25 protein-coding genes and 1 other RNA gene are annotated in these 23343 nt (G+C 53.7%); 16 read left to right on the top strand and 10 right to left on the bottom strand.

What is annotated here, in order from left to right; all coding sequences use genetic code 11:
* Nucleotides 1–89: 89 nt before the first annotated feature.
* From exuR to M989_RS03570, 10 genes are all read left to right on the top strand, one after another.
* Nucleotides 90–866: a transcriptional regulator ExuR gene (gene exuR / locus M989_RS03615; RefSeq protein ID WP_064542126.1), complete on the top strand. Its 777-nt coding sequence runs from the start codon at nt 90–92 to the stop codon at nt 864–866.
* A 303-nt stretch (nt 867–1169) separates the two neighbouring features.
* Nucleotides 1170–1832 carry a DedA family general envelope maintenance protein YqjA gene (gene yqjA / locus M989_RS03610; protein WP_064542121.1) on the top strand — a complete coding sequence of 221 codons (663 nt, stop codon included), beginning with the start codon at nt 1170–1172 and terminating at the stop codon, nt 1830–1832.
* A gap of 2 nt (nt 1833–1834) precedes the next feature.
* The gene (gene mzrA, locus M989_RS03605) at nt 1835–2215 is read left to right on the top strand and encodes an EnvZ/OmpR regulon moderator MzrA (RefSeq protein ID WP_064542119.1); all 381 of its coding nucleotides are present in this window, start codon (nt 1835–1837) and stop codon (nt 2213–2215) included.
* Between the two features lie 145 nt (nt 2216–2360).
* Entirely contained in the window at nt 2361–2729 is a 369-nt protein-coding gene (locus M989_RS03600) for a DUF1090 domain-containing protein (protein ID WP_064542527.1), read from the top strand.
* Nucleotides 2730–2758: 29 nt separating this feature from the next.
* On the top strand, nt 2759–3064 hold the full coding sequence (locus tag M989_RS03595; protein WP_064542116.1) for an ElaB/YgaM/YqjD family protein: 306 nt from the start codon (nt 2759–2761) through the stop codon (nt 3062–3064).
* A gap of 2 nt (nt 3065–3066) precedes the next feature.
* Nucleotides 3067–3465: a phage holin family protein gene (locus M989_RS03590; protein WP_064542113.1), complete on the top strand. Its 399-nt coding sequence runs from the start codon at nt 3067–3069 to the stop codon at nt 3463–3465.
* Nucleotides 3465–3755, top strand: a complete 291-nt coding sequence (locus M989_RS03585; protein ID WP_064542524.1) for a YqjK-like family protein — start codon at nt 3465–3467, stop codon at nt 3753–3755. Before M989_RS03590 ends, M989_RS03585 begins: the two co-directional genes overlap by 1 nt.
* Before the next feature lie 324 nt (nt 3756–4079).
* A complete protein-coding gene (locus M989_RS03580) occupies nt 4080–4472 on the top strand; it encodes a DoxX family protein (protein WP_064542109.1) in 393 nt (130 codons plus the stop codon).
* 70 nt (nt 4473–4542) lie between these two features.
* The gene (locus M989_RS03575) at nt 4543–5529 is read left to right on the top strand and encodes a glutathione S-transferase family protein (protein WP_064542106.1); all 987 of its coding nucleotides are present in this window, start codon (nt 4543–4545) and stop codon (nt 5527–5529) included.
* 129 nt (nt 5530–5658) lie between these two features.
* The gene (locus M989_RS03570) at nt 5659–6024 is read left to right on the top strand and encodes a DUF805 domain-containing protein (protein ID WP_064542103.1); all 366 of its coding nucleotides are present in this window, start codon (nt 5659–5661) and stop codon (nt 6022–6024) included.
* Between the two features lie 111 nt (nt 6025–6135).
* Here the strand turns inward: M989_RS03570 and M989_RS03565 are convergent, their stop codons facing one another.
* A complete protein-coding gene (locus tag M989_RS03565; protein ID WP_064542100.1) occupies nt 6136–7032 on the bottom strand; it encodes a LysR family transcriptional regulator in 897 nt (298 codons plus the stop codon).
* Nucleotides 7033–7136: 104 nt separating this feature from the next.
* On the opposite strand from M989_RS03565, the gene M989_RS03560 reads away from it, so the two are divergent.
* A complete protein-coding gene (locus M989_RS03560; protein WP_064542096.1) occupies nt 7137–7838 on the top strand; it encodes a pirin family protein in 702 nt (233 codons plus the stop codon).
* A gap of 24 nt (nt 7839–7862) precedes the next feature.
* Nucleotides 7863–8024 carry a hypothetical protein gene (locus M989_RS25805; protein WP_164092360.1) on the top strand — a complete coding sequence of 54 codons (162 nt, stop codon included), beginning with the start codon at nt 7863–7865 and terminating at the stop codon, nt 8022–8024.
* 32 nt (nt 8025–8056) lie between these two features.
* Here M989_RS25805 and M989_RS03555 read toward each other — a convergent pair whose 3' ends face one another.
* From M989_RS03555 to M989_RS03525, 7 genes are all read right to left on the bottom strand, one after another.
* On the bottom strand, nt 8057–9364 hold the full coding sequence (locus M989_RS03555) for an L-cysteine desulfidase family protein (RefSeq protein ID WP_064542520.1): 1308 nt from the start codon (nt 9362–9364) through the stop codon (nt 8057–8059).
* Between the two features lie 15 nt (nt 9365–9379).
* On the bottom strand, nt 9380–10705 hold the full coding sequence (locus M989_RS03550) for an SLC5/6 family protein (protein WP_064542092.1): 1326 nt from the start codon (nt 10703–10705) through the stop codon (nt 9380–9382).
* 555 nt (nt 10706–11260) lie between these two features.
* An RNA gene (rnpB, locus tag M989_RS03545) (RNase P RNA component class A) lies at nt 11261–11641 on the bottom strand.
* Nucleotides 11642–11673: 32 nt separating this feature from the next.
* Nucleotides 11674–12819, bottom strand: a complete 1146-nt coding sequence (gene garK / locus M989_RS03540; protein WP_064542089.1) for a glycerate 2-kinase — start codon at nt 12817–12819, stop codon at nt 11674–11676.
* Between the two features lie 86 nt (nt 12820–12905).
* Nucleotides 12906–13796, bottom strand: a complete 891-nt coding sequence (gene garR / locus M989_RS03535) for a 2-hydroxy-3-oxopropionate reductase (protein WP_064542086.1) — start codon at nt 13794–13796, stop codon at nt 12906–12908.
* Between the two features lie 30 nt (nt 13797–13826).
* On the bottom strand, nt 13827–14597 hold the full coding sequence (gene garL / locus M989_RS03530; protein ID WP_064542083.1) for a 2-dehydro-3-deoxyglucarate aldolase: 771 nt from the start codon (nt 14595–14597) through the stop codon (nt 13827–13829).
* A gap of 26 nt (nt 14598–14623) precedes the next feature.
* Nucleotides 14624–15964 (bottom strand): MFS transporter, encoded by a 1341-nt coding sequence (locus M989_RS03525; RefSeq protein WP_064542081.1) that lies wholly within the window; start codon nt 15962–15964, stop codon nt 14624–14626.
* A gap of 413 nt (nt 15965–16377) precedes the next feature.
* Between M989_RS03525 and garD the strand changes: the two genes are divergently transcribed.
* Nucleotides 16378–17949: a galactarate dehydratase gene (gene garD, locus M989_RS03520; protein ID WP_064542078.1), complete on the top strand. Its 1572-nt coding sequence runs from the start codon at nt 16378–16380 to the stop codon at nt 17947–17949.
* 57 nt (nt 17950–18006) lie between these two features.
* On the opposite strand, the gene M989_RS03515 is transcribed toward garD, so the two are convergent.
* Together M989_RS03515 and M989_RS03510 are read right to left on the bottom strand one after the other, a co-directional pair.
* The gene (locus M989_RS03515; protein WP_064542075.1) at nt 18007–18960 is read right to left on the bottom strand and encodes a sugar kinase; all 954 of its coding nucleotides are present in this window, start codon (nt 18958–18960) and stop codon (nt 18007–18009) included.
* Between the two features lie 10 nt (nt 18961–18970).
* On the bottom strand, nt 18971–19825 hold the full coding sequence (locus M989_RS03510; protein ID WP_167351043.1) for a DeoR/GlpR family DNA-binding transcription regulator: 855 nt from the start codon (nt 19823–19825) through the stop codon (nt 18971–18973).
* Nucleotides 19826–20117: 292 nt separating this feature from the next.
* Here M989_RS03510 and M989_RS03505 point away from each other — a divergent pair, with 292 nt between their 5' ends.
* Genes M989_RS03505 through M989_RS03495 form a run of 3 tightly spaced genes read left to right on the top strand, consistent with a single transcriptional unit; the run spans nt 20118 to nt 23334 of the window.
* The gene (locus tag M989_RS03505; protein ID WP_064542072.1) at nt 20118–20972 is read left to right on the top strand and encodes a tagatose bisphosphate family class II aldolase; all 855 of its coding nucleotides are present in this window, start codon (nt 20118–20120) and stop codon (nt 20970–20972) included.
* Between the two features lie 24 nt (nt 20973–20996).
* Nucleotides 20997–21911: a 1-phosphofructokinase gene (gene pfkB / locus M989_RS03500; RefSeq protein ID WP_064542069.1), complete on the top strand. Its 915-nt coding sequence runs from the start codon at nt 20997–20999 to the stop codon at nt 21909–21911.
* Nucleotides 21912–21921: 10 nt separating this feature from the next.
* The gene (locus M989_RS03495; RefSeq protein ID WP_064542066.1) at nt 21922–23334 is read left to right on the top strand and encodes a PTS fructose transporter subunit IIC; all 1413 of its coding nucleotides are present in this window, start codon (nt 21922–21924) and stop codon (nt 23332–23334) included.
* The last annotated feature ends 9 nt before the right edge of the window (nt 23335–23343 follow it).

Below are 23343 nucleotides of genomic sequence, written 5' to 3'. Positions count from 1 at the left end.
CAGGCGGCTTTTTTCATGCCAAATTGTGGTGAGTGGCTCGCAAAAGTGGTATAACAAATTCAATCTGCCGTACCCTGCCTGGAGAGTATATGGAAATCGCCGACGCACGTCGCTTATATCAGCAACTTGCCGCTGAGCTGAAAGAACGCATTGAGCAAGGCGTTTACCTTGTGGGCGATAAACTGCCCGCTGAGCGCTTTATTGCCGATGAAAAAAGCGTCAGCCGCACCGTGGTGCGCGAGGCCATCATTATGCTCGAAGTGGAAGGGTACGTTGAAGTTCGCAAAGGTTCCGGCATCCACGTTATCTCCAATCAGCCGAAGTACCATCAGACGCCGGACGAAAACCTGGAGTTCGCCAACTACGGGCCGTTTGAGCTGCTGCAAGCGCGCCAGCTTATTGAGAGCAACATCGCTGAATTTGCCGCCACCCAGGTCACCAAGCAGGACATCATGAAGCTGATGGAGATCCAGGAAAAAGCGCGCAAAGAGAAATGCTTCCGCGACTCCGAGTGGGATCTCCAGTTCCACGTGCAGGTCGCCCTGGCGACGCAGAACACCGCGCTGGCCGCCATCGTTGAAAAAATGTGGACCCAGCGCGTACATAACCCGTACTGGAAAAAACTCCACGACCATATCGACGCCCGAACCGTCGATAACTGGTGCGATGACCATGACCAAATCCTCAAGGCGCTCATCCGCAAGGATCCACACGCGGCGAAGATTGCCATGTGGCAGCATCTGGAAAACACCAAGCTGATGCTGTTCAACGAAACCAGCGATGATTTCGAGTTCAACGCCGACCGTTACCTGTTCGCCGAAAACCCGGTCGTTCACCTCGATACCGTCGCCATCGGCGGTAAATAAACCGTTCTTTTTTTCGACAAGGCTTGCCCGACTTTCTGTGTGGGTAAGCCTTTGTAAATCCCCTAGCCTCTCCCCGCACGAAACCGCAAAATCAATCTGCAACAAATTGCAATTTCTATGACGTGAAACCACGCCGTTTGTTACAATTGCATGCATTTTGTCGTTTCGACATTGAGTAAAAGTTTATTTCGCCAAAACAGGGACTGTTCAGCGCGTATTTACCGCGATGCTATTAGAATAAAAATAGAGAAGACGTCGCAGCGCGTTCAGGCATTACGTTAATTGATGTACCAGGAATCATGAATGGAACTACTAACCCAACTGTTAAATGCCTTATGGAGTCAGGATTTCGAGACGCTCGCAAATCCCTCGATGATCGGCATGCTCTATTTCGTCTTGTTTATGATCCTGTTTCTGGAGAACGGGCTGCTGCCTGCCGCCTTCCTGCCGGGCGATAGCCTGCTGGTGCTGGTTGGCGTGCTCATTGCCAAAGGCGCAATGGGCTTCCCGCAAACGATATTTCTCCTGACGGTCGCCGCCAGCCTCGGCAGCTGGATTGGCTATATCCAGGGCAACTGGCTGGGCAACACGCGTATCGTCCAGAACTGGCTATCGCATCTTCCCGCCCATTATCACCAGCGCGCGCACCACCTGTTCCATAAGCATGGTCTGTCTGCCCTGCTGGTTGGCCGCTTTATCGCTTTTGTCCGCACCCTGCTGCCGACCATCGCCGGCCTGTCCGGGCTCAACAACGCGCGCTTCCAGTTCTTTAACTGGATGAGCGGTCTGCTGTGGGTATTGATTCTGGTCTCGCTGGGTTTCCTGCTCGGTAAAACGCCGGTCTTCCAGAAATATGAAGATGCGCTGATGTCCTGTCTGATGCTGCTACCGGTAGTGCTGCTGGTCTTTGGACTGTGCGGTTCGTTAATCGTGATGTGGAAGAAAAAATACGGTAATCGAGGGTAATCATGGCGTCGAACCGCATTCATCTTCGCCGGTTTGCATTGAGCCTGAGCATCATGCTGATGTTATGCATGCTGCTCTGGATGTGGGCCGCACTGCAGCGTGAAGAGTCCACCCTCGCGATTCGCCCGATTAACCAGGCCAGCATGCCTGATGGTTTCTCCATTTCGCACCACCTTGATGCCAACGGTATTCGTTTTAAAAGCATTACCCCGCAGAATGACTCTTTGTTGATTACCTTTGAATCCAGCGAGCAAAGCGCGGCGGCGAAGCGCGTGCTGGATAGCACCCTGCCGCACGTCTACGTTGTCGCTCTCCAGGATGAAGATAACGATCCCGAAAGCTGGCTGTCACGACTGCGTGATACCTCACATCGATTTGGCTAAAAACTTCCAGGAATCTGAATAATTTCACTTACTTTGGTGATTTAGTCTTTTACTTACTATGCTTAGTAATGTGGGTGCCGTCTCGGTACTCACCTACTGGGAAAAGTACATTCCAGATGTACTGTGCAAAATGGAAGATGAATACATGAAATACCGCATCGTACTTGCGCTCACTCTCGCTTGTCTTAGCGCGAGCGCGGCAGCAACATCACTCTGCCAGGAAAAAGAGCAGGACATTCAGCGTGAGATTGGTTATGCCGAGAAGCATAACAATCAGAACCGTATCAACGGCCTTAAAAAGGCGTTGAGCGAGGTGAAAGCCAACTGTACTGATAGCAAGCTTCGCGCCGATCACCAGGAAAAGATCGCTGAGCAGAAGGACGAAATTCGCGAGCGCGAGCAGGATCTGCGGGAAGCAAAGCAGAGCGGCGATGCGGAAAAAGTGGCTAAACGCGAGCATAAGCTGCAGGACGCCAAAAAAGAACTTAACGCGCTGGAATCACGCGCGTATTGAGTGAGTGGAACCCCAACAGGAGAGAGACGATGGCTAAAGATTCAACCTCAGATCAGTTACGTGCAGAGCTGAAAGCCCTGTCAGATACTCTGGAAGAAGTCCTGAATGCTTCCACCGATAAATCCAAAGAAGAGTTGAGCAAACTGCGCAGCAAAGCGGAAAGCGCGCTGAAAGAGAGCCGCGACCGTCTGGGTGAAACGGGTGATGCCATTGCGAAGCAGACCCGCGAAGCCGCTGCGAAAGCCGACGGCTACGTCCGCGAAAATCCGTGGACCGGTGTTGGCATTGGCGCCGCCGTCGGCCTGGTGCTGGGCGTACTGCTGACGCGCCGTTAAGCATGAGTGATTCTCAGCACGCGCAGGGCCCCGGGAAAAACGTCCTCGGCATTGGTCAGCGCATTCTCACCTTGCTGGTTCAGATGGTTGAAACGCGACTCCGACTGGTGGTCGTCGAGCTGGAAGAGGAGAAAGCCAACCTCATCCAACTGCTGTTAATGGCAGGGCTTACCCTGCTGTTTACCGCTTTCGGCCTGATGAGCCTGCTGGTGTTGATTATATGGGCGGTCGACCCGCAGTATCGTTTACACGTGATGATTGCCACCACCGGCACGCTGCTGCTGCTGGCGCTGATTGGCGGCATCTGGACCCTTCGCAAGGCCCGACGTACGACGTTACTGCGGCATACGCGCCACGAGCTGGCCAACGACCGCGCCCTTCTTGAGGATGAAGAGCCATGATGAGCCCACGTCAGGAACGGGAACAGCGCAAAGCGTTTCTGCTGCGCCAGATTCAGCAGCAGCGGCTGGATTTAAGCGCAGGTCGCCGCGACTGGCTGGATGTCACTCAGGTTTACGATCGCGGCTGGAGCCGTCTCGTCAGTCTGCGTTCGTGGGTGATGGTCGCCAGCAGCGCCATGGCCGTGGTGTCGCTGCGCCATCCGCGCTTTCTGGTACGCTGGGCGCGACGCGGCATTGGCGTGTGGAGCACCTGGCGAATGGCAAAGAGCCTGCTGCGCAAAGCAGGCTGATTTCCCTTTGCTGGCGAGCAGCGCCTGCTCAACATAAAGCCCCGTAGACAGCGCGCTGATACGGGCTTTTTCTGCTGTTCAAACCGTCGGTCCCATCAGAGTTTACCGCCATAAAACCCCCATTACCTCGCACCTCAGTCCGCCACCGCCTCCACGTCCCTACCTCATTGCTCAGATTCTTTGAAGAAGTTCAACAGTTTTCCTTGCTAACAATTGCCATACGTCGCAGTTATATTTCTCTCCATCGACAGCAACAACGCGCTATCGACGTGTAAATGCTGAATAAATTGGTTTAACTACCCGCAAGGTTCTCTGGAGAGAAAGATGAAAAAATTAGAAGATATCGGTTTCCTGGTTGCTCGTATTCTGATGCCAATTCTGTTTATCACAGCTGGCTGGGGCAAAATCACCGGGTATGCGGGTACGCAGCAGTACATGGAAGCGATGGGCGTCCCAGGGTTCCTGCTGCCGCTGACCATCCTGCTTGAGTTTGGCGGCGGTCTGGCAATCCTGTTCGGTTTCCTGACCCGTACCACCGCGCTGTTCACCGCAGGCTTCACCCTGCTGACCGCGTTCATCTTCCACAGCAACTTTGCTGAAGGCATGAACTCGCTGATGTTTATGAAAAACCTGACCATCGCTGGCGGCTACCTGCTGCTGGGTATCACCGGTCCGGGCGCATTCAGCATCGACCGTGTTCTGAATAAAAAGTGGTAAGCGCACTATACTGAATGAACAAAAAAGCGAGGAGATATCTCCTCGCTTTTGCTATCTGAAGGAGAACATGATGGGACAATTAATCGACGGCGTCTGGCAGGATACCTGGTATGACACCAAATCCACCGGCGGGCGTTTCCAGCGTTCAGTCTCCGCCTTTCGCAACTGGCTAACCGCCGACGGCGAACCGGGCCCGACCGGCAGCGGCGGCTTTGCAGCCGAAAAAGATCGCTATCATCTGTACGTTTCTCTCGCCTGTCCGTGGGCGCACCGCACGCTGATTCTGCGTAAACTGAAAGGGCTGGAGCCGTTTATCTCGGTGTCGGTGGTGAACCCGCTGATGCTCGAAAACGGCTGGACTTTCGACGCCGATTTTCCGGCGGCAACCGGCGATACGCTCTATCAGCACCAATTTCTGTACCAGCTCTATCAGCATGCCGATCCGGCCTATTCCGGCCGCGTGACCGTTCCCGTTCTGTGGGACAAGAAAAACCAGACCATCGTCAGCAATGAATCCGCTGAAATCATCCGCATGTTTAATACGGCGTTCGATGCGCTCGGCGCAAAAGCCGGCGACTATTATCCGCCCGCGCTGCGTGAGCAAATCGATGAGTTGAACGGTTGGATCTACGACACCGTGAATAACGGCGTCTATAAAGCCGGTTTTGCTACCAGCCAGGCGGCCTATGACGAAGCCGTAGAAAAAGTGTTTGTTTCGCTCGACCGTCTGGAGAAAATCCTCGGCCAGCAGCGCTACCTGACAGGCAACCAGCTCACCGAAGCCGATATCCGTCTGTGGACCACGCTTATCCGCTTCGATCCGGTGTACGTCACCCACTTCAAGTGCGACAAACACCGCATCAGCGATTATCTGAACCTGCACGGTTTCCTGCGTGACATCTATCAGATGCCGGGCATCGCGGAAACCGTGGATTTTGCCCATATTCGCAACCACTATTTCCGTAGTCACAAAACCATCAACCCGACCGGTATTATTTCGGTAGGCCCATGGCAGGATCTGGATGAACCGCACGGCCGCGACGAGCGTTTCCGTTAAGCACACCGGGCATCGGTCCTCGATGCCCAATTAATTCACGACATCAATATTTACCAGATTTTCATTCACGTCTATCCTTAGCTTGATCGCTTTAAAAACAAGTGATTAATGGTCAACTGAGGCAAAAAAATGGATTGGTATCTCAAGGTTCTACGTAATTACATTGGGTTTGGCGGCCGCGCCCGCCGCAAAGAGTATTGGATGTTCGTGCTGGTGAACGTCATTTTCACGCTGGTGTTGGGCGTGGTGGATAAGATGCTTGGCTGGCAGCGTGCTGGCGGTGAAGGGATCCTCACCACCATTTATGGTGTTCTGGTCTTCCTGCCCTGGTGGGCAGTACAGTTCCGTCGTCTGCATGATACCGATCGTTCGGCGTGGTGGCTGTTACTGCTGATCATTCCGGTAATCGGCTGGATCGTCATTCTGATCTTCAACTGTCAGAACGGGACGCCTGGCGACAACCGCTTTGGACCGGATCCGAAACGCTTCTCCTGATCCCGGCCAGGCATAATTCGGGGTTTTGTAGGCCTGATAAGCGCAGCGCCATCAGGCTATTCGGCGTCGATCGCCGGATGGCGGCGTAAACGCCTTATCCGGCCTACAACGCTATTTCGCGGTGAGCAGCTTTTGGATCTCACGCAGGCACCAGGACTTCGCTTCGCCCATGCTGTCGCGCCGCCAGGCCATAATAATGTCAATCTCGCTGGTGTACTCCGGGCTAACCACGCGCAAACGCCCTTCGGCAATATCCTGTTCAACCAGCGGATACGGCATGGTCGCGACGCCCAGCCCGGCAAGCAACGCCTGACGTTTTTCTTCCATCGAGGTCACCGTCAGACGCGGCTGCTTATCCAGCAGCTGTACCGTCAGCACCGGGCGCTCGCGCGCGGTATCGGCAATCGCGACGCCGCGATACTTCACGCGCGTCACCTCAGACAGCGGCTCGGCCTCATGATGAATCGGATGGTCCGGCGCGGCAACGTAAACGTTCATCACCGAATAAAGCTTGCGCGAGTTGATCTCCGTCGAAGAGCGGAAGTGCATATCCGGCGCGATGACAATATCCGCCCTTCCCTGCTCCAGACGCTCCCAGGCGCCTGCCAGCACTTCGGTGATTATCGACAGCTGGGTATTCGACTTGGTCGCCAGTTTCTCCACCAGCGGGAACAGCGTTGGCGTAGGGATCAACGCTTCCGCCACAATGGTGAGGTGCGTTTCCCAGCCGCGCGCCAGCGCTTCGGCATCGGTGGTCAGCTTATCCGCCGCTTCCAGCAGCACGCGGCCGCGTTCCAGCAACATGCGCCCAACGTTGGTGAATTTTGTTCGATGACCTGAACGGTCAAATAACACCACGTCCAGCTCTTCTTCCAGCTTTTGCATGGTGTAGCTTAATGCCGAAGGCACGCGGCCCAGCTCGTCTGCCGCGGCAGCAAAGCTGCCACGCCGGTCGATGGCGTCCATTACTCGTAATGCTTCCAGCGTCAGTGCTCTTTCTTTAGCCATGGCGTGCTCATTCAGGAAATTTGAACATACCGGGCAGAATATCTGGCTAACAATGCAGCGTCCATACCTTTACCATTGATTTAGTGTAAAGGAGGGTCAAGAAGATGATTACCACAAGAACAGCGAAACAGTGCGGACAAGCAGACTTCGGTTGGCTACAGGCCCGCTATACCTTCTCTTTTGGACACTACTTCGATCCGAAACTGCTGGGCTATGCCTCTTTGCGCGTGCTGAATCAGGAAGTGCTCGCCCCCGGCGCGGCCTTCCAGCCACGTACCTATCCGAAAGTCGATATTCTGAACCTGATTCTGGAAGGCGAAGCCGAATACCGCGACAACGAAGGCCACCATATTCAGGCCAAAGCCGGTGAAGCGCTGCTGATCGCCACCCAGCCCGGCGTGAGCTATAGCGAACATAATCTGAGTAAAGATAAGTCGTTGACCCGGATGCAAATCTGGCTGGACGCCTGCCCGGAACGCGAAAATGCGCGAGTGCAGAAACTGAAGTTGCAAGAGGCGACGCACCAGCTGTTAGCCTCCCCTGACGGCAGTCAGCACAGCTTACAGCTGCGTCAGCAGGTGTGGCTGCACCATATCGAATTAGCAAAAGGCGAACAGGTGAATTTGCAACTGCACGGGCCGCGCGCCTATCTGCAGTCGATTCACGGTACGGTACATGCGCTGGCGCATGATGCGGAGAAACAGGCGTTAACCTGCGGCGATGGCGCATTTATTCGTGATGAGGCGAATATCACACTCGTTGCCGATACCCCTCTTCGCGCTTTGCTGATAGATTTACCGGTGTAGTTTTTTCAGGATAGCGGAAGTCAAATGAGTAAGAGAAACAGCAAAAAGCAGCAAACGGTGAAAGCCGTCGTCACGTCTCAGCCGGTTAGCGCGCCAAAAGAGTTTGGCGTTGAAGAGATGCTGAGCGAGTTAGAAGCCATCGTCGCCCAGGCGGAAAGCCGCCAGGCAGAAGAGCGAGCGGCCTGAGAAAATGCCCCGGCCTGAACCGGGGCAAACGGCTAGTTCAGCTTGCTGGCCATAATCTGAATCACCTGCCGATCGGTTTGCTGCATCGACTGACAGGCCAGCGCGCAGAGGTTGGAAATCGACTGCTCGACGTCGTGCGCCACAATCCCCTCATTGCCGGTGACTGCGGTTTCATCCAGCGCCATCAGCACCGCTTTCCACGCCGACGATACGCTGGTCGATACCTTCATTGCACAGCTGTTTGACGCGCCGTCGCAGATAATCCCGCTGACATCGCCAATCATGCTGCTGATCGCCATCGAAATACTGCGGTAGCTGCCGTCGATCAGCCAGCAAATCCCCGCCGCCGCGCCCATCGATGCCGTCGTCGCGGCGCAGAGCGCGGACAACATCGGCAGCTGATGGTGGATGTAGATAGCCGTCAGGTGCGAGAGAATCAGCCCGCGCGCCATTTTTTCCTGCGAGCAGCCCAGGTGTTCGGCAACGACGACCACCGGCATGGTGGCGGCAATGCCCTGGTTACCGGAGCCTGAATTGCTCATGGCCGGCAAGCAGGCGCCGCCCATACGCGCATCGGATGCCGCCGACGTGCGGATCATAATATCGGACAGCAGATCCTTAGCCAGCAGGCCGCGTTCGCGCTGGCGCTGGAGCGTCGCGCCAATATGTAGCCCATACTGCGCACGTAGCCCTTCGTGGGAGAGCGCGCTATTCAGCAGCGCCGCATCGAGAATAAAACTGATTTTTTCAAACGGGACCTGCTCGGCAAACTCAACCACCTGCGCCAGCGTGACCTCCGACAGCGATGATGTAGACTCCTCTTCCCCGGCGCTGGCACAGCCGCTGGCATCCAGCAGCGTCACGCCGTTTTTCACGATCCGTACCACCCGAGTATGACCGCCTGCAATCGTCACCGTAGCCGACTCCGCGTCGGTATACACCGTGGCGCTGGCATACAGCACATCTTCGCACGGTTCCTGAATCGAGACCGACACCCTACCGCTCGCCAGCAGCGTCTTCCCGGCCGCGATGGCCTCAACGGAGGCGCTTTTTAATACCTCCAGCCCCGCCTGCGGATCGCCGCCTAACGCGCCTACCGCCGCAGCAATTGGTAACCCCACCATGCCGGTTCCCGGCACGGTAACGCCCATGCCGTTTTTCATCAGATTGGGAGAGACTTTCGCGTCAATATGACTCACCCTTCCCGCCAGATGCGAGGCGGCAATCGCGCTGGCCAGAGCCAGCGACACCGGCTCGGTACAGCCCATCGCAGGCTTCACATTTTGTTTAACCGCTTGAATCAGGGTATCCCACAGCGGATTCATCGTTACTTCAACCATCTTAACCATCCAAAATCAGGAGAATGCCAGGAACGGAGAGACGCAGAGCAGCAGGCCAGTGATGATAATGATCGCCAGCGAGGCGCCTTTGTATTTATGCAGCGCCGGAACCTTGTAAACCAGCCAGGCCGGAATCAAACAACCCACCATGCCGAAGATAGGGCTGCAAATAGAAGTGAAGCTCAGCACTGGCGCATTCAGTACGATCGCGCTCCAGGCTAGCAGGATGGCGAAGATCATGATCCCACGCTGTACCAGCTTCTCATTGATCTTTTCCATCGGCATTTTGCGACGCAGCAGGTTAATCACGATCCCTTGCGTCGCCTCGCGAAAGCCGAGGTAAACACCGAAGAACGCGGTCATCACCGCAAAAATATTGAGGATCACGCTCACCACGGTGACCCAGGCACCGGTGCTGCCGTTGATGAACTGCGCGGCAATCGCCAGCGCGGAGATATTTTGCTCGTAGGCTTTAACCGCTTCGTCGTGTCCCATTGCCAGCGTGAAGGAAACGGCATAGAAAAAGACCACGACAAACAGAATGCCGAAGGCAATATTCATCGCCCGCAGCGCTTTATGACGCGCCACTTCGCGGGATTTTTCCTTCGAGCGGTAAGAGATAACCATCGGGCTGAGCGTCTGAATAAACAGGATAGATGTCAGCGTAAACGGCAGCGTGATGATCGCGTTTTTCACCAGCAGACCCATCGGCGGTAGCGAACCGGCGTTGTACAGGTGCCACATCCCCACCATCGACACGCCCAGCGCCGCCACCACCAACAGCTTGGTCAGCACCATAAAGCTGGAGACTTTAAACAGCAGCTTCTCACCGCGCGAAGAGATTGCGACCAGCACGCAAATCAGCACCAGACCATAGAACGGGTTTTCTGACAGCAGACCATCGGTGACCCCGAAGGTATGCAGATAAGAGGCGCTGTCGTTGGTGATGGCCGTGGAGTAAACAAACATCCAGATCACCAACATAATGAAGTAGAGCGCGCCGAGTAAAATCCCCCAGTTTTTCCCCAGGTAGCCGCTGATCACGCTCGGGTAGTCTTTACACTCTGGCGACTCGGCCAGGGTGTTGATAAACAGGCGCTGAAACAGGTACATGGCCGGATAGCCGACGATGGAGGAGAGCAGGAAGACCCACAGCCCCATCAGCCCTACCTGCACGGGTAAAAAGACGATACCCGCGCCGATAGCCATCCCGATGCTCATAATGACCCAACCCACATCGGTACTATCAAACTTTATTGCCGCCTGCCATTCACTTTCTGACATGCCCGCTCGTGCGGCCGCCGCCGAGGTGTGCGTCGGTGAAACTGAGATTGTTTCCATAACAAATTCTCACTCTTGGTGTGTAGGGTTTATTGTTCTGATACAGATTGATATTTCAAAAAAACAAATCATCACAGGCTTATTCACTGCTTTTTCCTGGAGTGTGAAGATCATAGCGCGGGTTAAGGAGAAAAAACTTGCAACTCTTTGCCCAGCAAAAAGCGATATGGAGAAATTCATGCCATGAATAGCGAGAAATCAGCCACATTATTTCTCTTTTTACGAAAAATGGAGGAGAAAACATATTTCACTACGCTGCAGAATTTTATAACATATTGTTTTTAAATGTTATTTTTAGAATTATCTATTTATTTAGCGAAACCACGTCAAGGGATTTTGTGAACTCGGACAACAAACAATGTTAATGAAATGTGATGAGAAATTACGACGAAAAATGAGGTCTATCACAACATCACGCTGTTTCAGTCAATAACTCTATTATTTGTATGGATATAGTAAATAAACAGAGGATTTCGCTAACAAAACGGGGACACTTACAGGAGAGATTGAGTGGGACCAGAAAGCAAAAACCCCGCCGAGGCGGGGTTTTTTAAGAGGTGAAACTGACCGATAAGCCGGGTTCTGTCGTGGACAGTCATTCATCTAGGCCAGCAATCGCTCACTGGCTCAAGCAGCCTACCCGGGTTCAGTACGGGCCGTACCTTATGAACCCCTATTTGGCCTTGCTCCGGGTGGAGTTTACCGTGCCACGGACTGTTACCAGCCGCGCGGTGCGCTCTTACCGCACCCTTTCACCCTTACCTGATCCCGCTTGCGCGGGCCATCGGCGGTTTGCTCTCTGTTGCACTGGTCGTGGGCTGTGACACCCCCCAGGCGTTACCTGGCACCTTGCCCTATGGAGCCCGGACTTTCCTCCCCTCCGCCCGTCTCCCCCGAAGAGGACGACGACGAAGCGGCGACTGTCTGGTCAGCTTCGGCGCGCAGTATAGAGGGTTTGCGCGCTGATGTCACCTTTCCGTCAGCATTCCCACCTGTAGGGTGGCGGCAATGTTACGAGAGGTGAGATAAATATTGTCAGCCGCATCGCGGAACGCCTCTTCCAGCGAGCCAATGCGGTTCAGTACGCTGAAGACCGAATCAATGCCGTACTGATGCACCACGCCAACGTCGCGAGTCAGGCTACCGGCAATACCAATCACCGGCTTATGGTATTTTTTTGCCACGCTGGCAACGCCCACCGGCACTTTGCCGTGAATGCTCTGACTATCGAGTCGCCCTTCGCCGGTCACCACCAGCGTGCAGTCATGAATATGTTCTTCCAGATTCAGCGCCTGGGTGACGATCTCAATTCCGCTGCGCAACTCCGCGCCAAGAAATGCCATCAGCGCCGCGCCCATGCCGCCTGCGGCCCCGGAGCCAGGCACGTCTTTCACATCAACGCGTAGCGATTTTTGAATCACCTCGGCGAAGTGCGCCAGGTTACGGTCCAGTTCGGCAATCATTTCTGCCGTTGCCCCTTTCTGCGGCCCAAAAATGCAGGACGCGCCAAACGGCCCGGTCAGCGGGTTAGTCACATCGCAGGCCACGCGGATTGTGCAGGTCTGTAGACGCGCATCCAGCCCGGCAATATCAATATGATTGAGGCTCATCAGACTGCCGCCGCCAAAGCCTATCGCCTTCCCGTTGGCATCGCACAGCTTTGCTCCCAGCGCCTGAACCATGCCGGCGCCGCCGTCGTTGGTCGCGCTGCCGCCAATGCCGATAATGATGTTCTTCACCCCGCTTTCCAACGCCTGGAGAATCAGCTCCCCGGTACCGTAAGAGGTGGTAATCAAAGGGTTGCGTCGTTCCGCGGGCACCAGCGCGAGGCCGCTGGCAGCAGCCATTTCGATAAACGCCGTACCGCCGTCGCCCGAAATTCCCCACTGTGCCGTAACGGCATCGCCCAGCGGGCCGGTGACGGTCGATGTCATCGCGCGCCCCTGCGTCGCCGCAATCATCGCCTCAACCGTTCCTTCTCCACCGTCGGCGACCGGGACGGACACAAACTGCGCTTCCGGAAAGATTTCCCGAAATCCTTTTTCTATCGCCAGTGCTACCTCGGTGGCAGAAAGGCTTTCTTTATAAGAGTCTGGGGCGATTACGATTTTCATATCTGAGCCTATTAGCGCGCGACGCCGGATGACGCATCACCGTTCCGGCCTACCTTGTGAGCCCGGCAGCGCCGGGCTCAACGTCCTTAGCGAGTCACTTCCACTTTCGCCAGTTTTTCGTAGTAGCAGGCCAGCGCGCTATGGTCGGCAGTACCCAGACCATCGGCACGCAGCGCCTGCATCATTTCCATCACCGCGGCCGTTAGCGGGAGCTGCGCGCCCACGCCGTGGGAGGTATCCAGCGCGTTGGCCAGATCTTTAATGTGCAGGTCGATACGGAAACCCGGTTTGAAGTTTCTGTCCATGACCATCGGCGCTTTGGCATCCAGCACGGTGCTACCCGCCAGGCCGCCGCGAATCGCCTGATAGACCAGATCCGGGTTCACGCCCGCTTTGGTCGCCAGCGTCAGCGCTTCCGACATCGCCGCGATATTCAGCGCGACAATCACCTGGTTTGCCAGCTTGGTGACGTTGCCCGCTCCGATTTCACCGGTGTGAACCACTGAACCCGCCATCGCTTTCATCAGGTCGTAGTACTTGTCGAAAATCGCTTTATCACCGCCCACCATCACCGACAGCGTGCCATCAATCGCCTTCGGCTCGCCGCCGCTGACCGGCGCATCCAACATATCAATCCCCTTCGCCTTCAGCGCATTGCTGATTTCACGGCTTGCCAGCGGCGCAATAGAACTCATATCAATCAATACGGTGCCCGGCTTCGCGCCTTCGATAATGCCGTTTTCACCCAGCGCCACTTCTTTGACGTGCGGCGAGTTTGGCAGCATGGTGATGATCACGTCACACTGCTCGGCAATCGCTTTTGGCGTGGTCGCGGTTTCCGCGCCCGCCGCAATCACTTCGGCAATCGTTTCAGGATTACGATCAGAAACCACCAGTGAGTAGCCCGCTTTCAGCAGGTTTTTGCTCATCGGTTTGCCCATGATACCCAGACCAATAAAACCAACTTTCATCGTCATTTCCCCAATTTTGCGTTAATTCGGTAGCGGTTACTTTTTGAAAGCATCTGCCAGCTTCTGCGTTCCGGCGCGGAACACGCCCAGATCGCTGCCCACGGCCACAAAGGTGGCGCCCCACTCCAGATAGCGGCGCGCATCGGCTTCCACCGGAGCCAGAATGCCGCTGGGTTTCCCGTGCGCCTTCGCTCGGGCAAAAATATGCTGGATAGCCTGCTGTACTTCCGGATGCGAGGCGTTGCCGAGATGCCCCAGCGCGGCGGCCAGATCGCTTGGGCCAACGAAGATCCCATCGACACCGTCGGTGGCGGCAATCGCATCGACGTTATCGACACCCAGTTGGCTTTCAATCTGTACCAGGACGGTGATGTTCTTGTTGGACTGCGCGAAGTAGTCCGCTACGGTGCCAAACATATTGCCGCGATGCGAAACGGATACGCCGCGAATGCCTTCCGGCGGGTAACGCGTGGAGGAAACCGCCTGCGCCGCCTGTTCCTGGGTTTCCACGAACGGAATCAGGAAGTTGTAGAAACCGATGTCCAGCATACGTTTGATGATCACCGGCTCGTTGGTCGGCACGCGCACCACCGGCGCGCTCTGGCTGCCCTTAAGCGCCATCAGCTGCGGGATTAATGTCGTTACATCGTTCGGCGCATGTTCACCGTCCAGTACCAGCCAGTCGAACCCGGCCAGGCCTAACACTTCGGTACTGATTGGGCTGGAAAGTGCGGACCAGCAGCCAATCTGAACCTGTTGCGCAGCCAGCGCTGCTTTGAATTTGTTAGGAAAAATCGCGTTATCCATGTTCATTACCTTAAGTTAGTCGCAGCTTACTTCCGCAGTTCGAGACGTTTGATGTCGCCCACCACGAACAGGTAGCAAACCATCATCATCAGTGCGGAACAGCCAACAAAAATCAGTGCGCCATTAAAGGAGTGCAGTTCACTCACGATATAACCAATCACCAGCGGCGTGACGATGGAGGCCACGTTGCCAAACACGTTAAACAGACCGCCGCACAGGCCAACAATTTCTTTCGGCGCAACGTCGGAGATAACCGGCCAGCCGAGTGCGCCAAAGCCTTTTCCGAAGAACGCTAATGCCATCAGCGTGACCACCAGCGCGGTGTTGTCGGTGTAGTTGCACAGAATAATCGTCGAAGCCAACAGCATGCCCAGCACGATAGGCAGCTTACGCGCAAAAGTCAGCGTACAGCCACGGCGAATCAGGTAGTCAGAGAACAACCCGCCCAGCACGCCGCCGGCAAAGCCGCACAGCGCAGGGATGGACGCTACCAGACCCACTTTCAGAATCGACATGCCTTTATCCTGCACCAGATAAATCGGGAACCAGGTGAGGAAGAACCAGGTGATGGTGTTTAAGAAATACTGGCCGAAGAAGATACCTAACATCATACGACTGCTGAGCAGCTGTTTGATGTAATCCAGCTTCGGACCTTTCACCGCGTCGCTACCCGGCTTTTTGTGGTCCATATCGACTACCGCGCCATTGTCGGCAATGAACTTCAGCTCTTCTTTAGACATCCGCGGATGGTCGGTCGGGTTATGCACGAACTTCACCCACATCCCGGTCAACAGGAAGCCAATCACCCCCATCACGGTAAAGACGTGCTCCCAGCCCCAGGCAAAGGTCAGCCAGCCCAGCAGCGGCGAGAACAACGCCAGCGAGAAGTACTGCGCGGAGTTAAAGATAGCCGACGCGGTACCGCGCTCTTTAGTGGGGAACCAGGCCGCGACAATACGCGCGTTCGCCGGGAAGGACGGCGCTTCAGAAAAGCCGAGCATAAAGCGCATGAAGAACATGGAGACGCCGGCCCACGCCAGCGGGAAGAAACCAACAAAGCCTTGTAAGAAGGTAAACAGCGACCAGAAGAACAGGCTATAGGTATACACCTTTTTGGAACCAAATTTATCCAGTAGCCACCCTCCCGGAATCTGCATCAGCAGATAGGCCCAGCCAAATGCCGAGAAGATATATCCCATGGACACCGCGCTCAGCTGCAACTCTTTCGCCACGGAGGTACCGGCGATGGAGAGCGTTGCGCGGTCAGCGTAGTTAACGGCCGTAACAATAAAAATAATTAACAGAATTAAATAACGGGTATGCATTCCCTTTTTTGCTTCAACAGCGTCAGCAGTATCGTGTATCATTTTATTATCCTCGGGTACAGGATGCTTTAATCTTCTTATTTTTATTAAAGCGAATTTCGCTGATTATTTAACTAGTGACGGGTAATCCCAATAAATAATCAGACACCATGAAATCGTGAATCAGTATAATCAGGATACCTTCGCCACGCATTGTGCAAATCACCAGGTTAATTGCTTTTAAAACTGAATTTATTGTTCATGTGCACACGGCACTGGGCGCTGATGCACAATTTCACGCATTGATACCCTTGCCCCATGAGGGATGAGGAGGATGAGTGATCTACATCACATTTTTATATTCAAACTCCTGACATTCTTTATTCCATTACTTAAGTGCTTTTATTTTTCATTATCTGAAAAGAAACACTTATATACTTAATTCATTTTACCCCCTGGCTGGAGAATGCTGGACAATGGCTAACATTGAAATCAGACAAGAATCGCCGACTGCATTTTATATCAAAGTACACCCCACCGATAATGTTGCGATTATTGTCAATGATAATGGATTAAAAGCGGGAACACGTTTTCCTGACGGTCTGGAATTAATTGAACATATTCCCCAGGGGCATAAAGTTGCGCTGGTGGATATTCCTCAAAATGGTGAAATCATTCGCTACGGCGAAGTTATCGGTTACGCGGTACGCGATGTCGCCAAGGGCAGCTGGATCGACGAATCCACGGTCACGCTGCCAAAAGCGCCGCCGCTTAACACCCTGCCGCTGGCGACCAAAGTGCCGGAGCCGCTGCCGCCGCTGGAGGGTTACACCTTTGAAGGTTACCGCAACGCCGACGGCAGCGTGGGCACCAAAAACCTGTTGGGCATTACCACCAGCGTGCACTGCGTGGCAGGCGTTGTGGACTACGTGGTTAAAATTATCGAACGCGACCTGCTGCCGAAATATCCAAACGTCGACGGCGTGGTCGGCCTGAACCACCTCTACGGCTGCGGCGTAGCGATTAACGCACCGGCCGCCGTAGTGCCGATTCGGACCATCCATAATATTGCGCTGAACCCAAACTTCGGTGGCGAAGTGATGGTGGTGGGCCTCGGCTGCGAAAAGCTACAGCCAGAGCGCCTGCTGGAAGGCACAGAAGATGTGCAGAGCATCCCGGTCGACAGCGCCAGCATCGTACGCCTACAGGACGAGCAGCACGTGGGCTTTAAATCGATGGTCGACGATATTCTGCAGGTTGCCGTGCGCCATCTGGAAAAACTCAACCAGCGCCAGCGCGTCACCTGCCCGGCCTCCGAGCTGGTGGTGGGTATGCAGTGCGGTGGCAGCGACGCTTTTTCCGGCGTGACCGCTAACCCCGCTGTCGGCTACGCCTCTGACCTGCTGGTGCGCTGCGGCGCAACCGTGATGTTCTCGGAAGTCACGGAAGTTCGCGACGCCATTCATCTGTTAACGCCGCGCGCCATCAATGAAGAAGTGGGCAAGCGTCTGCTTGAAGAGATGGCCTGGTACGATAACTATCTTGATATGGGCAAAACCGACCGCAGCGCCAACCCTTCGCCGGGCAACAAAAAGGGCGGCCTCGCCAACGTGGTGGAAAAAGCGCTGGGTTCGATCGCCAAATCCGGTAAAAGCGCCATCGTGGAAGTCTTGTCGCCAGGCCAGCGTCCGACCAAACGCGGACTGATTTACGCCGCTACCCCGGCCAGCGACTTCGTCTGCGGCACTCAACAGGTGGCCTCCGGCATTACCGTGCAGGTATTTACCACTGGCCGTGGCACGCCGTATGGTCTGATGGCGGTACCGGTCATCAAGATGGCCACCCGCACCGAGCTGGCTAACCGTTGGTATGACTTAATGGATATCAATGCCGGCACCATCGCCACCGGTGAAGAGACCATTGAAGACGTGGGCACCAAGCTGTTCCACTTCATTCTTGATGTGGCGAGCGGGCGTAAGAAAACCTTCTCGGATCAGTGGGGATTGCACAACCAGCTGGCGGTATTTAACCCGGCACCGGTGACTTGATACAACGCAATAGTAAAATTACGTTCTGCGGGAGGTCATCATACCTTCCGCATTTTTTTATGCGCCGCGATGTTGCGCGAGGAAAGCTTCAATTTGTGCGCGCGTTGACGTCCCTTCCATCGGGCCACGCTGTGCTATCGCCAGTGAGCCACTCGCATTAGCCCACTTCAGCGCTTCTGGTGCCTGAACGCCAGACAGGAATAAGCTCACAAAAGTCGCACCAAAACAATCTCCTGCACCGGTTGGGTCAATCACCGGGACATTAAAGCCCGCAACATGATGAGTTTCCTTCGCACTGAAATAGCTGGCGCCACGCGGGCCTCGTTTAATCACCACATGCTTTACGCCGCGTTTTAGCAACTTGTCGACTAACACCTGCTCATCACGCCCGCGGTTAAGGCCAAAATAATCTAATTCGCCGTCGCTGGGTAAAAAGATATCTGTGTAATCAAGAATGTATTCAAAGGCCTGCGACATCTCCGGAATATTGAGCATCTCTTTGCGAATATTCGGATCGAATGACACCGTGCCGTTACGCGATTTTATATTCTCAATTGCTTTACGCATGGCATCGATGATGCGAAAGGAGAACAGCGACGATCCCATAATGTGAAAATGGTTGCACTGGTTTAATAACGTTTCGTCTATGTGGTCTGCCGTCAGTAGTCCACAAGCGCTATTGGGCATATTGAAGATAAAATCACGCTGTGCCTGGTTGCGGTAGCTCACAAAGGCGCTTCCGGTCGTCGCCTTCTGCAGCATCGCTATCCCGCTCACGTTGACGCCGTCCTTTTCCAGCCGGGCAATATTCATTTCGCCAAAGGCATCGCTTCCCACGCAGCTAAACAATACAGAGCCACAGCCTAACTTCGCCACCTGATCGGCAAAAATGGCCGGCGCACCGCTCGGATAGGGTCCCCAAAATTCACCCGGTTGCGAGAAACCCTGGTTTTCTTTCTTGGCGAGGAACTCCACCAACAGCTCGCCGATGGTACAAATGGTCACGTTCATCACCGCTCCTTCACTTCGTTTTTTGCAACGCCGGGTTGAGCCATGTCAGGCACTCATTGTTGGTATAGCTATTGGTCAGCCCTGCCGTGAGAAAGCGGGCATGATATTCAGCAGCCACAACCTGTGGTGTCACGATGCCGCTGACCTGCTGTAACGCCCCCACGGTATAGCGTTTCTCACCGTAAACGGGCCGTCCGGCTACAACTACAATCACACGTTCACTTTGCGCGACGGCTTCATGAAGCAGCCGCGCGCGTGTTTCATGCCTGACGCTCAGCGTGCCGTCTTCAGCAATATGATCGACGACAATCAACGTTCGGGAAGGACGGTAATGGCGGAATGCGTTTATCGCCATTTCGCCTTCGATCTCGTTGCCTTCACGGCTAATAACACCGCCGAGCAGTACGCTTTCACCATTGAGAAACTCTTGCGCAAAAGGCACATGAGCCAGATCGTTCATGAGCAGACAAAGATCTTCATTGCCAGCAAGGAAAGGAATCACCTTACGTAGGGTCGATCCGGGGCCTAAAAAAATCGTCTCACCGTCATCAATGAGCGAAGCAACCTGACGTGCGATTTCAGTTTCCAGCGCTTTATCAACAACGGCAGCGACAGGCTCCCTTATCTGAGCGGTCGGCGTGCCCTGCTGCGCGGTATAAATTGCACCACCAAATGAGCGTTTCAGGTAGCCTTGCTGTTCGAGATAGTTCAGGTCATTACGGATAGTGACTCCAGAAACGGCAAGCATCTCAGCCAGATCGTCTACCTTAATCTCTCCGTTCTTACGGACGATCTCTGCAATATCTAAGCGTCTTTTCAGCAGGCTGGTTGACGGTTTTGCCACGTTGTTATGCCCTATTTTCATCTCAAGGAATAACTTTCATTTTTAAATTTTCATCCTCCCTTGTCAAATCACTCGAGGTCTCATTGCGCCGATAAAAAATTAAAATTCATATATTTCAATTAATTGAGAATCGTCGGTTATTAAAATAAACATTTACAAACGAAAGTCATTTATCACAATTAACTTTCATTTTTAAAATAAATTCATCGTTGTGTGCGTTTGATCACAACGTATTCGCCGAACGATCGCTACATTACTTTCAAAACGAAGGTTTTAATGCAATTTTCACTTTAATTTTGAAAAAAGGTCGAATATGTACATCATATCTAGTAAAAACATGCTGTTAAAAGCTCAACGCAAAGGCTACGCAGTTCCCGCTTTTAACATCCACAATCTGGAAACCATGCAGGTCGTTGTAGAAACGGCGGCTGAGCTCCGCTCACCGCTGATCCTGGCTGGCACGCCAGGCACCTACAGCTATGCTGGCACTGGAAACGTTGTAGCGATCGCCCGCGATCTAGCGAAACTGTGGGATCTCCCGCTAGCGCTGCATCTCGATCACCATGAAGATCTCGCCAATATCACCCGCAAGGTCCAGGCTGGGATTCGCTCAGTAATGATCGATGGCTCCCACTCCCCGTTCGAAGAAAATATTGCCCTGGTGAAAAGCGTCGTTGAGCTAAGCCATCGCTACGATGCCAGCGTCGAAGCTGAATTAGGCCGTCTGGGCGGCGTGGAAGATGATCTGGTGGTAGACGCAAAAGATGCCCTTTATACCAACCCGGAGCAGGCACGCGAATTCGTCGCCCGTACCGGAATCGACTCGTTGGCCGTTGCTATCGGTACCGCGCATGGGATGTATGCAGCCGAACCAAAACTCGACTTTGAGCGACTGGCGGCAATTCGTGACCGTGTTGAGGTTCCGCTGGTGCTGCATGGTGCTTCAGGCTTGCCGGACAGTGATATCCGTCGGGCAATTTCATTGGGTATTTGCAAAGTTAACGTGGCTACCGAACTGAAAATTGCCTTCTCCGATGCGCTTAAACAGTACTTTATTGATAAGCCTGACGCTAACGATCCTCGCCACTACATGAAGCCCGCAAAAGAGGCGATGAAAGAGGTTGTCCGTAAGGTTATTCACGTCTGCGGTTGCGAAGGGCAACTGTAAAGATCCCGAACAAGGAGCTCCGTCGTGATCCATACCCTGACGTTAAACACCGCCATTGATATGAATATTTTTTGCAGTTCACTTCAGCCTTCGGCGGTTAATCGGACACAGCACACAGAGTATTGCCCCAATGGCAAAGGCGTTAACGTTTCTCTGGTGCTTCATCATTTTAAACAACCCACACATGTGATGGGAATATTTGGTGGTTTTACTGGTCGCTATATTGTTGAGGAGTTACGCAAGCAGTCGATAAAGGTGACTCCCGCGTGGGTTTCAGAACCAACCCGTATTAATATATTTATTAATGATGGCATCGATGAATATAAACTAGTCAATCCCGGAGCTCGTATTGATGATGATTGCAAACAGCAAATCATTCATCACTTAGATTGTGTCACTTCCGGTGATTATTTAGTTATTAGCGGAAGCTTACCGCCCGGTATTGAAAGTCGTTTTTATGCGGAAATTATGACGCTGTGTCAGAACAAGGGCTGCGAAGTCATTCTGGATATCAGCCACACGTCACTACGACAGCTTCTCGAATTTCACCCATTGCTTATCAAACCCAACGACGATGAATTGAAGGAGATATTTGATCTCGACGTCGGTAGCACGCAACAGGTGCGTGAAGCCATGTTGACGTTGCACCAACTCGGCGCTCGCAACGTCCTGCTAACGCTAGGGGGAAAAGGGCTCTATTTCTCCAATGGCGCAGCACTATGGTTCTGCTCTGCACCCAAGGTCGAACTCGTAAGCTCCGCTTGCGCAGGCGATGCAGCGCTAGGCGCATTCTTAAGCAAATGGCTCAACCATGACGACGTCACTCGTGCGCTTGCGCTTGCCAGCGCAACCGGCGCAGACGTTGCCAGCTCCGCAGGTCTTGGAAAACTCAATCGCACGAAAGAATTACAACAGCAGGTTCAAATCGTCCAATTATAAAGGCCCGATTATGAAAAAAATTATTGCCGTTACCGGCTGCCCTACAGGTATTGCCCATACATTTATGGCTGAAGAAGCCTTAAAGACCGCAGCAAAAAAATTAAATATTGAAATTAAAGTCGAAACTAATGGCGCCTCAGGTGTCGAAAACCCCATAACACCGGACGACCTTAAAAATATTTACGGTGTTATTATTGCCGCAGATAAAGATGTTAATGCCGAGCGTTTTAATGGTCTCCCGGTCATTGAAGTTCCAGTAAAAGAAGCAATTCATCACCCCGCCGATTTAATTAATAAAGTTGTTAGCGGTCTGGCAATAAGGCGTCAAGGCACCACCCCATCTTCCGAATCAGCAGATCAATATGAACAGGAGTCGTTTGGCCGCCAGATTTATAAACATCTTATGAGCGGCGTATCCAATATGCTGCCTTTTGTGGTCGCAGGCGGGATCCTGATTGCGCTCTCCTTCTTATGGGGAATCTATTCTGCCGACCCGAATTCGCCACAATATAACGTTATTGCCGCCACACTGATGAAAGTCGGTCAACAGGCCTTTTCCATTATGGTGCCCGTCTTTACCGCTTATATCGCCTGGTCGATTTCAGGTCGCCCCGGCATGGTTGCCGGTTTCGTCGGCGGTTTACTGGCAAACGCCACCGGCGCGGGTTTCCTCGGCGGGATCATAGCCGGGTTTGCCGCAGGCTATTTTATGCTGCTAATTCGCAACCTGCTCAATGGGCTGCCACGTCAGTACGAGGGGCTGAAATCCATCTTTATCATGCCGTTGGTTGGTGTGCTGGTCATTGGTGTGTTGATGGTATTGCTCGGTAAACCGGTTGCGGCCATCAATAACGGCATGATGAGTTGGTTAAGCTCATTACAGCAAGCTAACCCTATTCTGCTCGGTATTGTTGTCGGAGCGATGTGCTCCTTCGACTTTGGTGGACCAGTCAATAAGGCTGCCTACGTAACCGGTACGCTGCTGCTGGGCCAGGGAAACTTCTTTTTTATGGCCGGCGTTTCTGCCGCCTGCATCACACCACCGCTGGTAATCGCTTTAGCTACCACCTTTTTCCCGAAAGGCTTTAGTGAGGAAGAGCGTGCCGCGGGCATGGTGAACTACATCCTCGGCTGTACGCATATCACCGAAGGGGCAATTCCATTTGCCGCGAAAGATCCGCTACGCGTCATCCCAATGATGATGATTGCCTCCTCCATCTCAGCGGTGCTCAGCTACAGCCTGCATATTGAAGTCCCAGCACCGCATGGCGGGTTCTTGATCCTGCCTCTGGTGAACAAACCGTTGACCTGGGTGCTGTGCATTCTGGCCGGTTCCGTCTGCGGCGCGGTCATGCTGGGATGCTGGCGGCTGTGGCAAAAACGTTCTCAGGAAGCGATGGCGCTGGCCAACGCAATCAAATAAGGAAAGCGC

Origin of the sequence: Kluyvera georgiana ATCC 51603 (assembly GCF_001654985.1) — a bacterium.
GTDB lineage: Bacteria > Pseudomonadota > Gammaproteobacteria > Enterobacterales > Enterobacteriaceae > Kluyvera > Kluyvera georgiana.
This window is presented reverse-complemented; position numbering and strand designations above follow the sequence as displayed.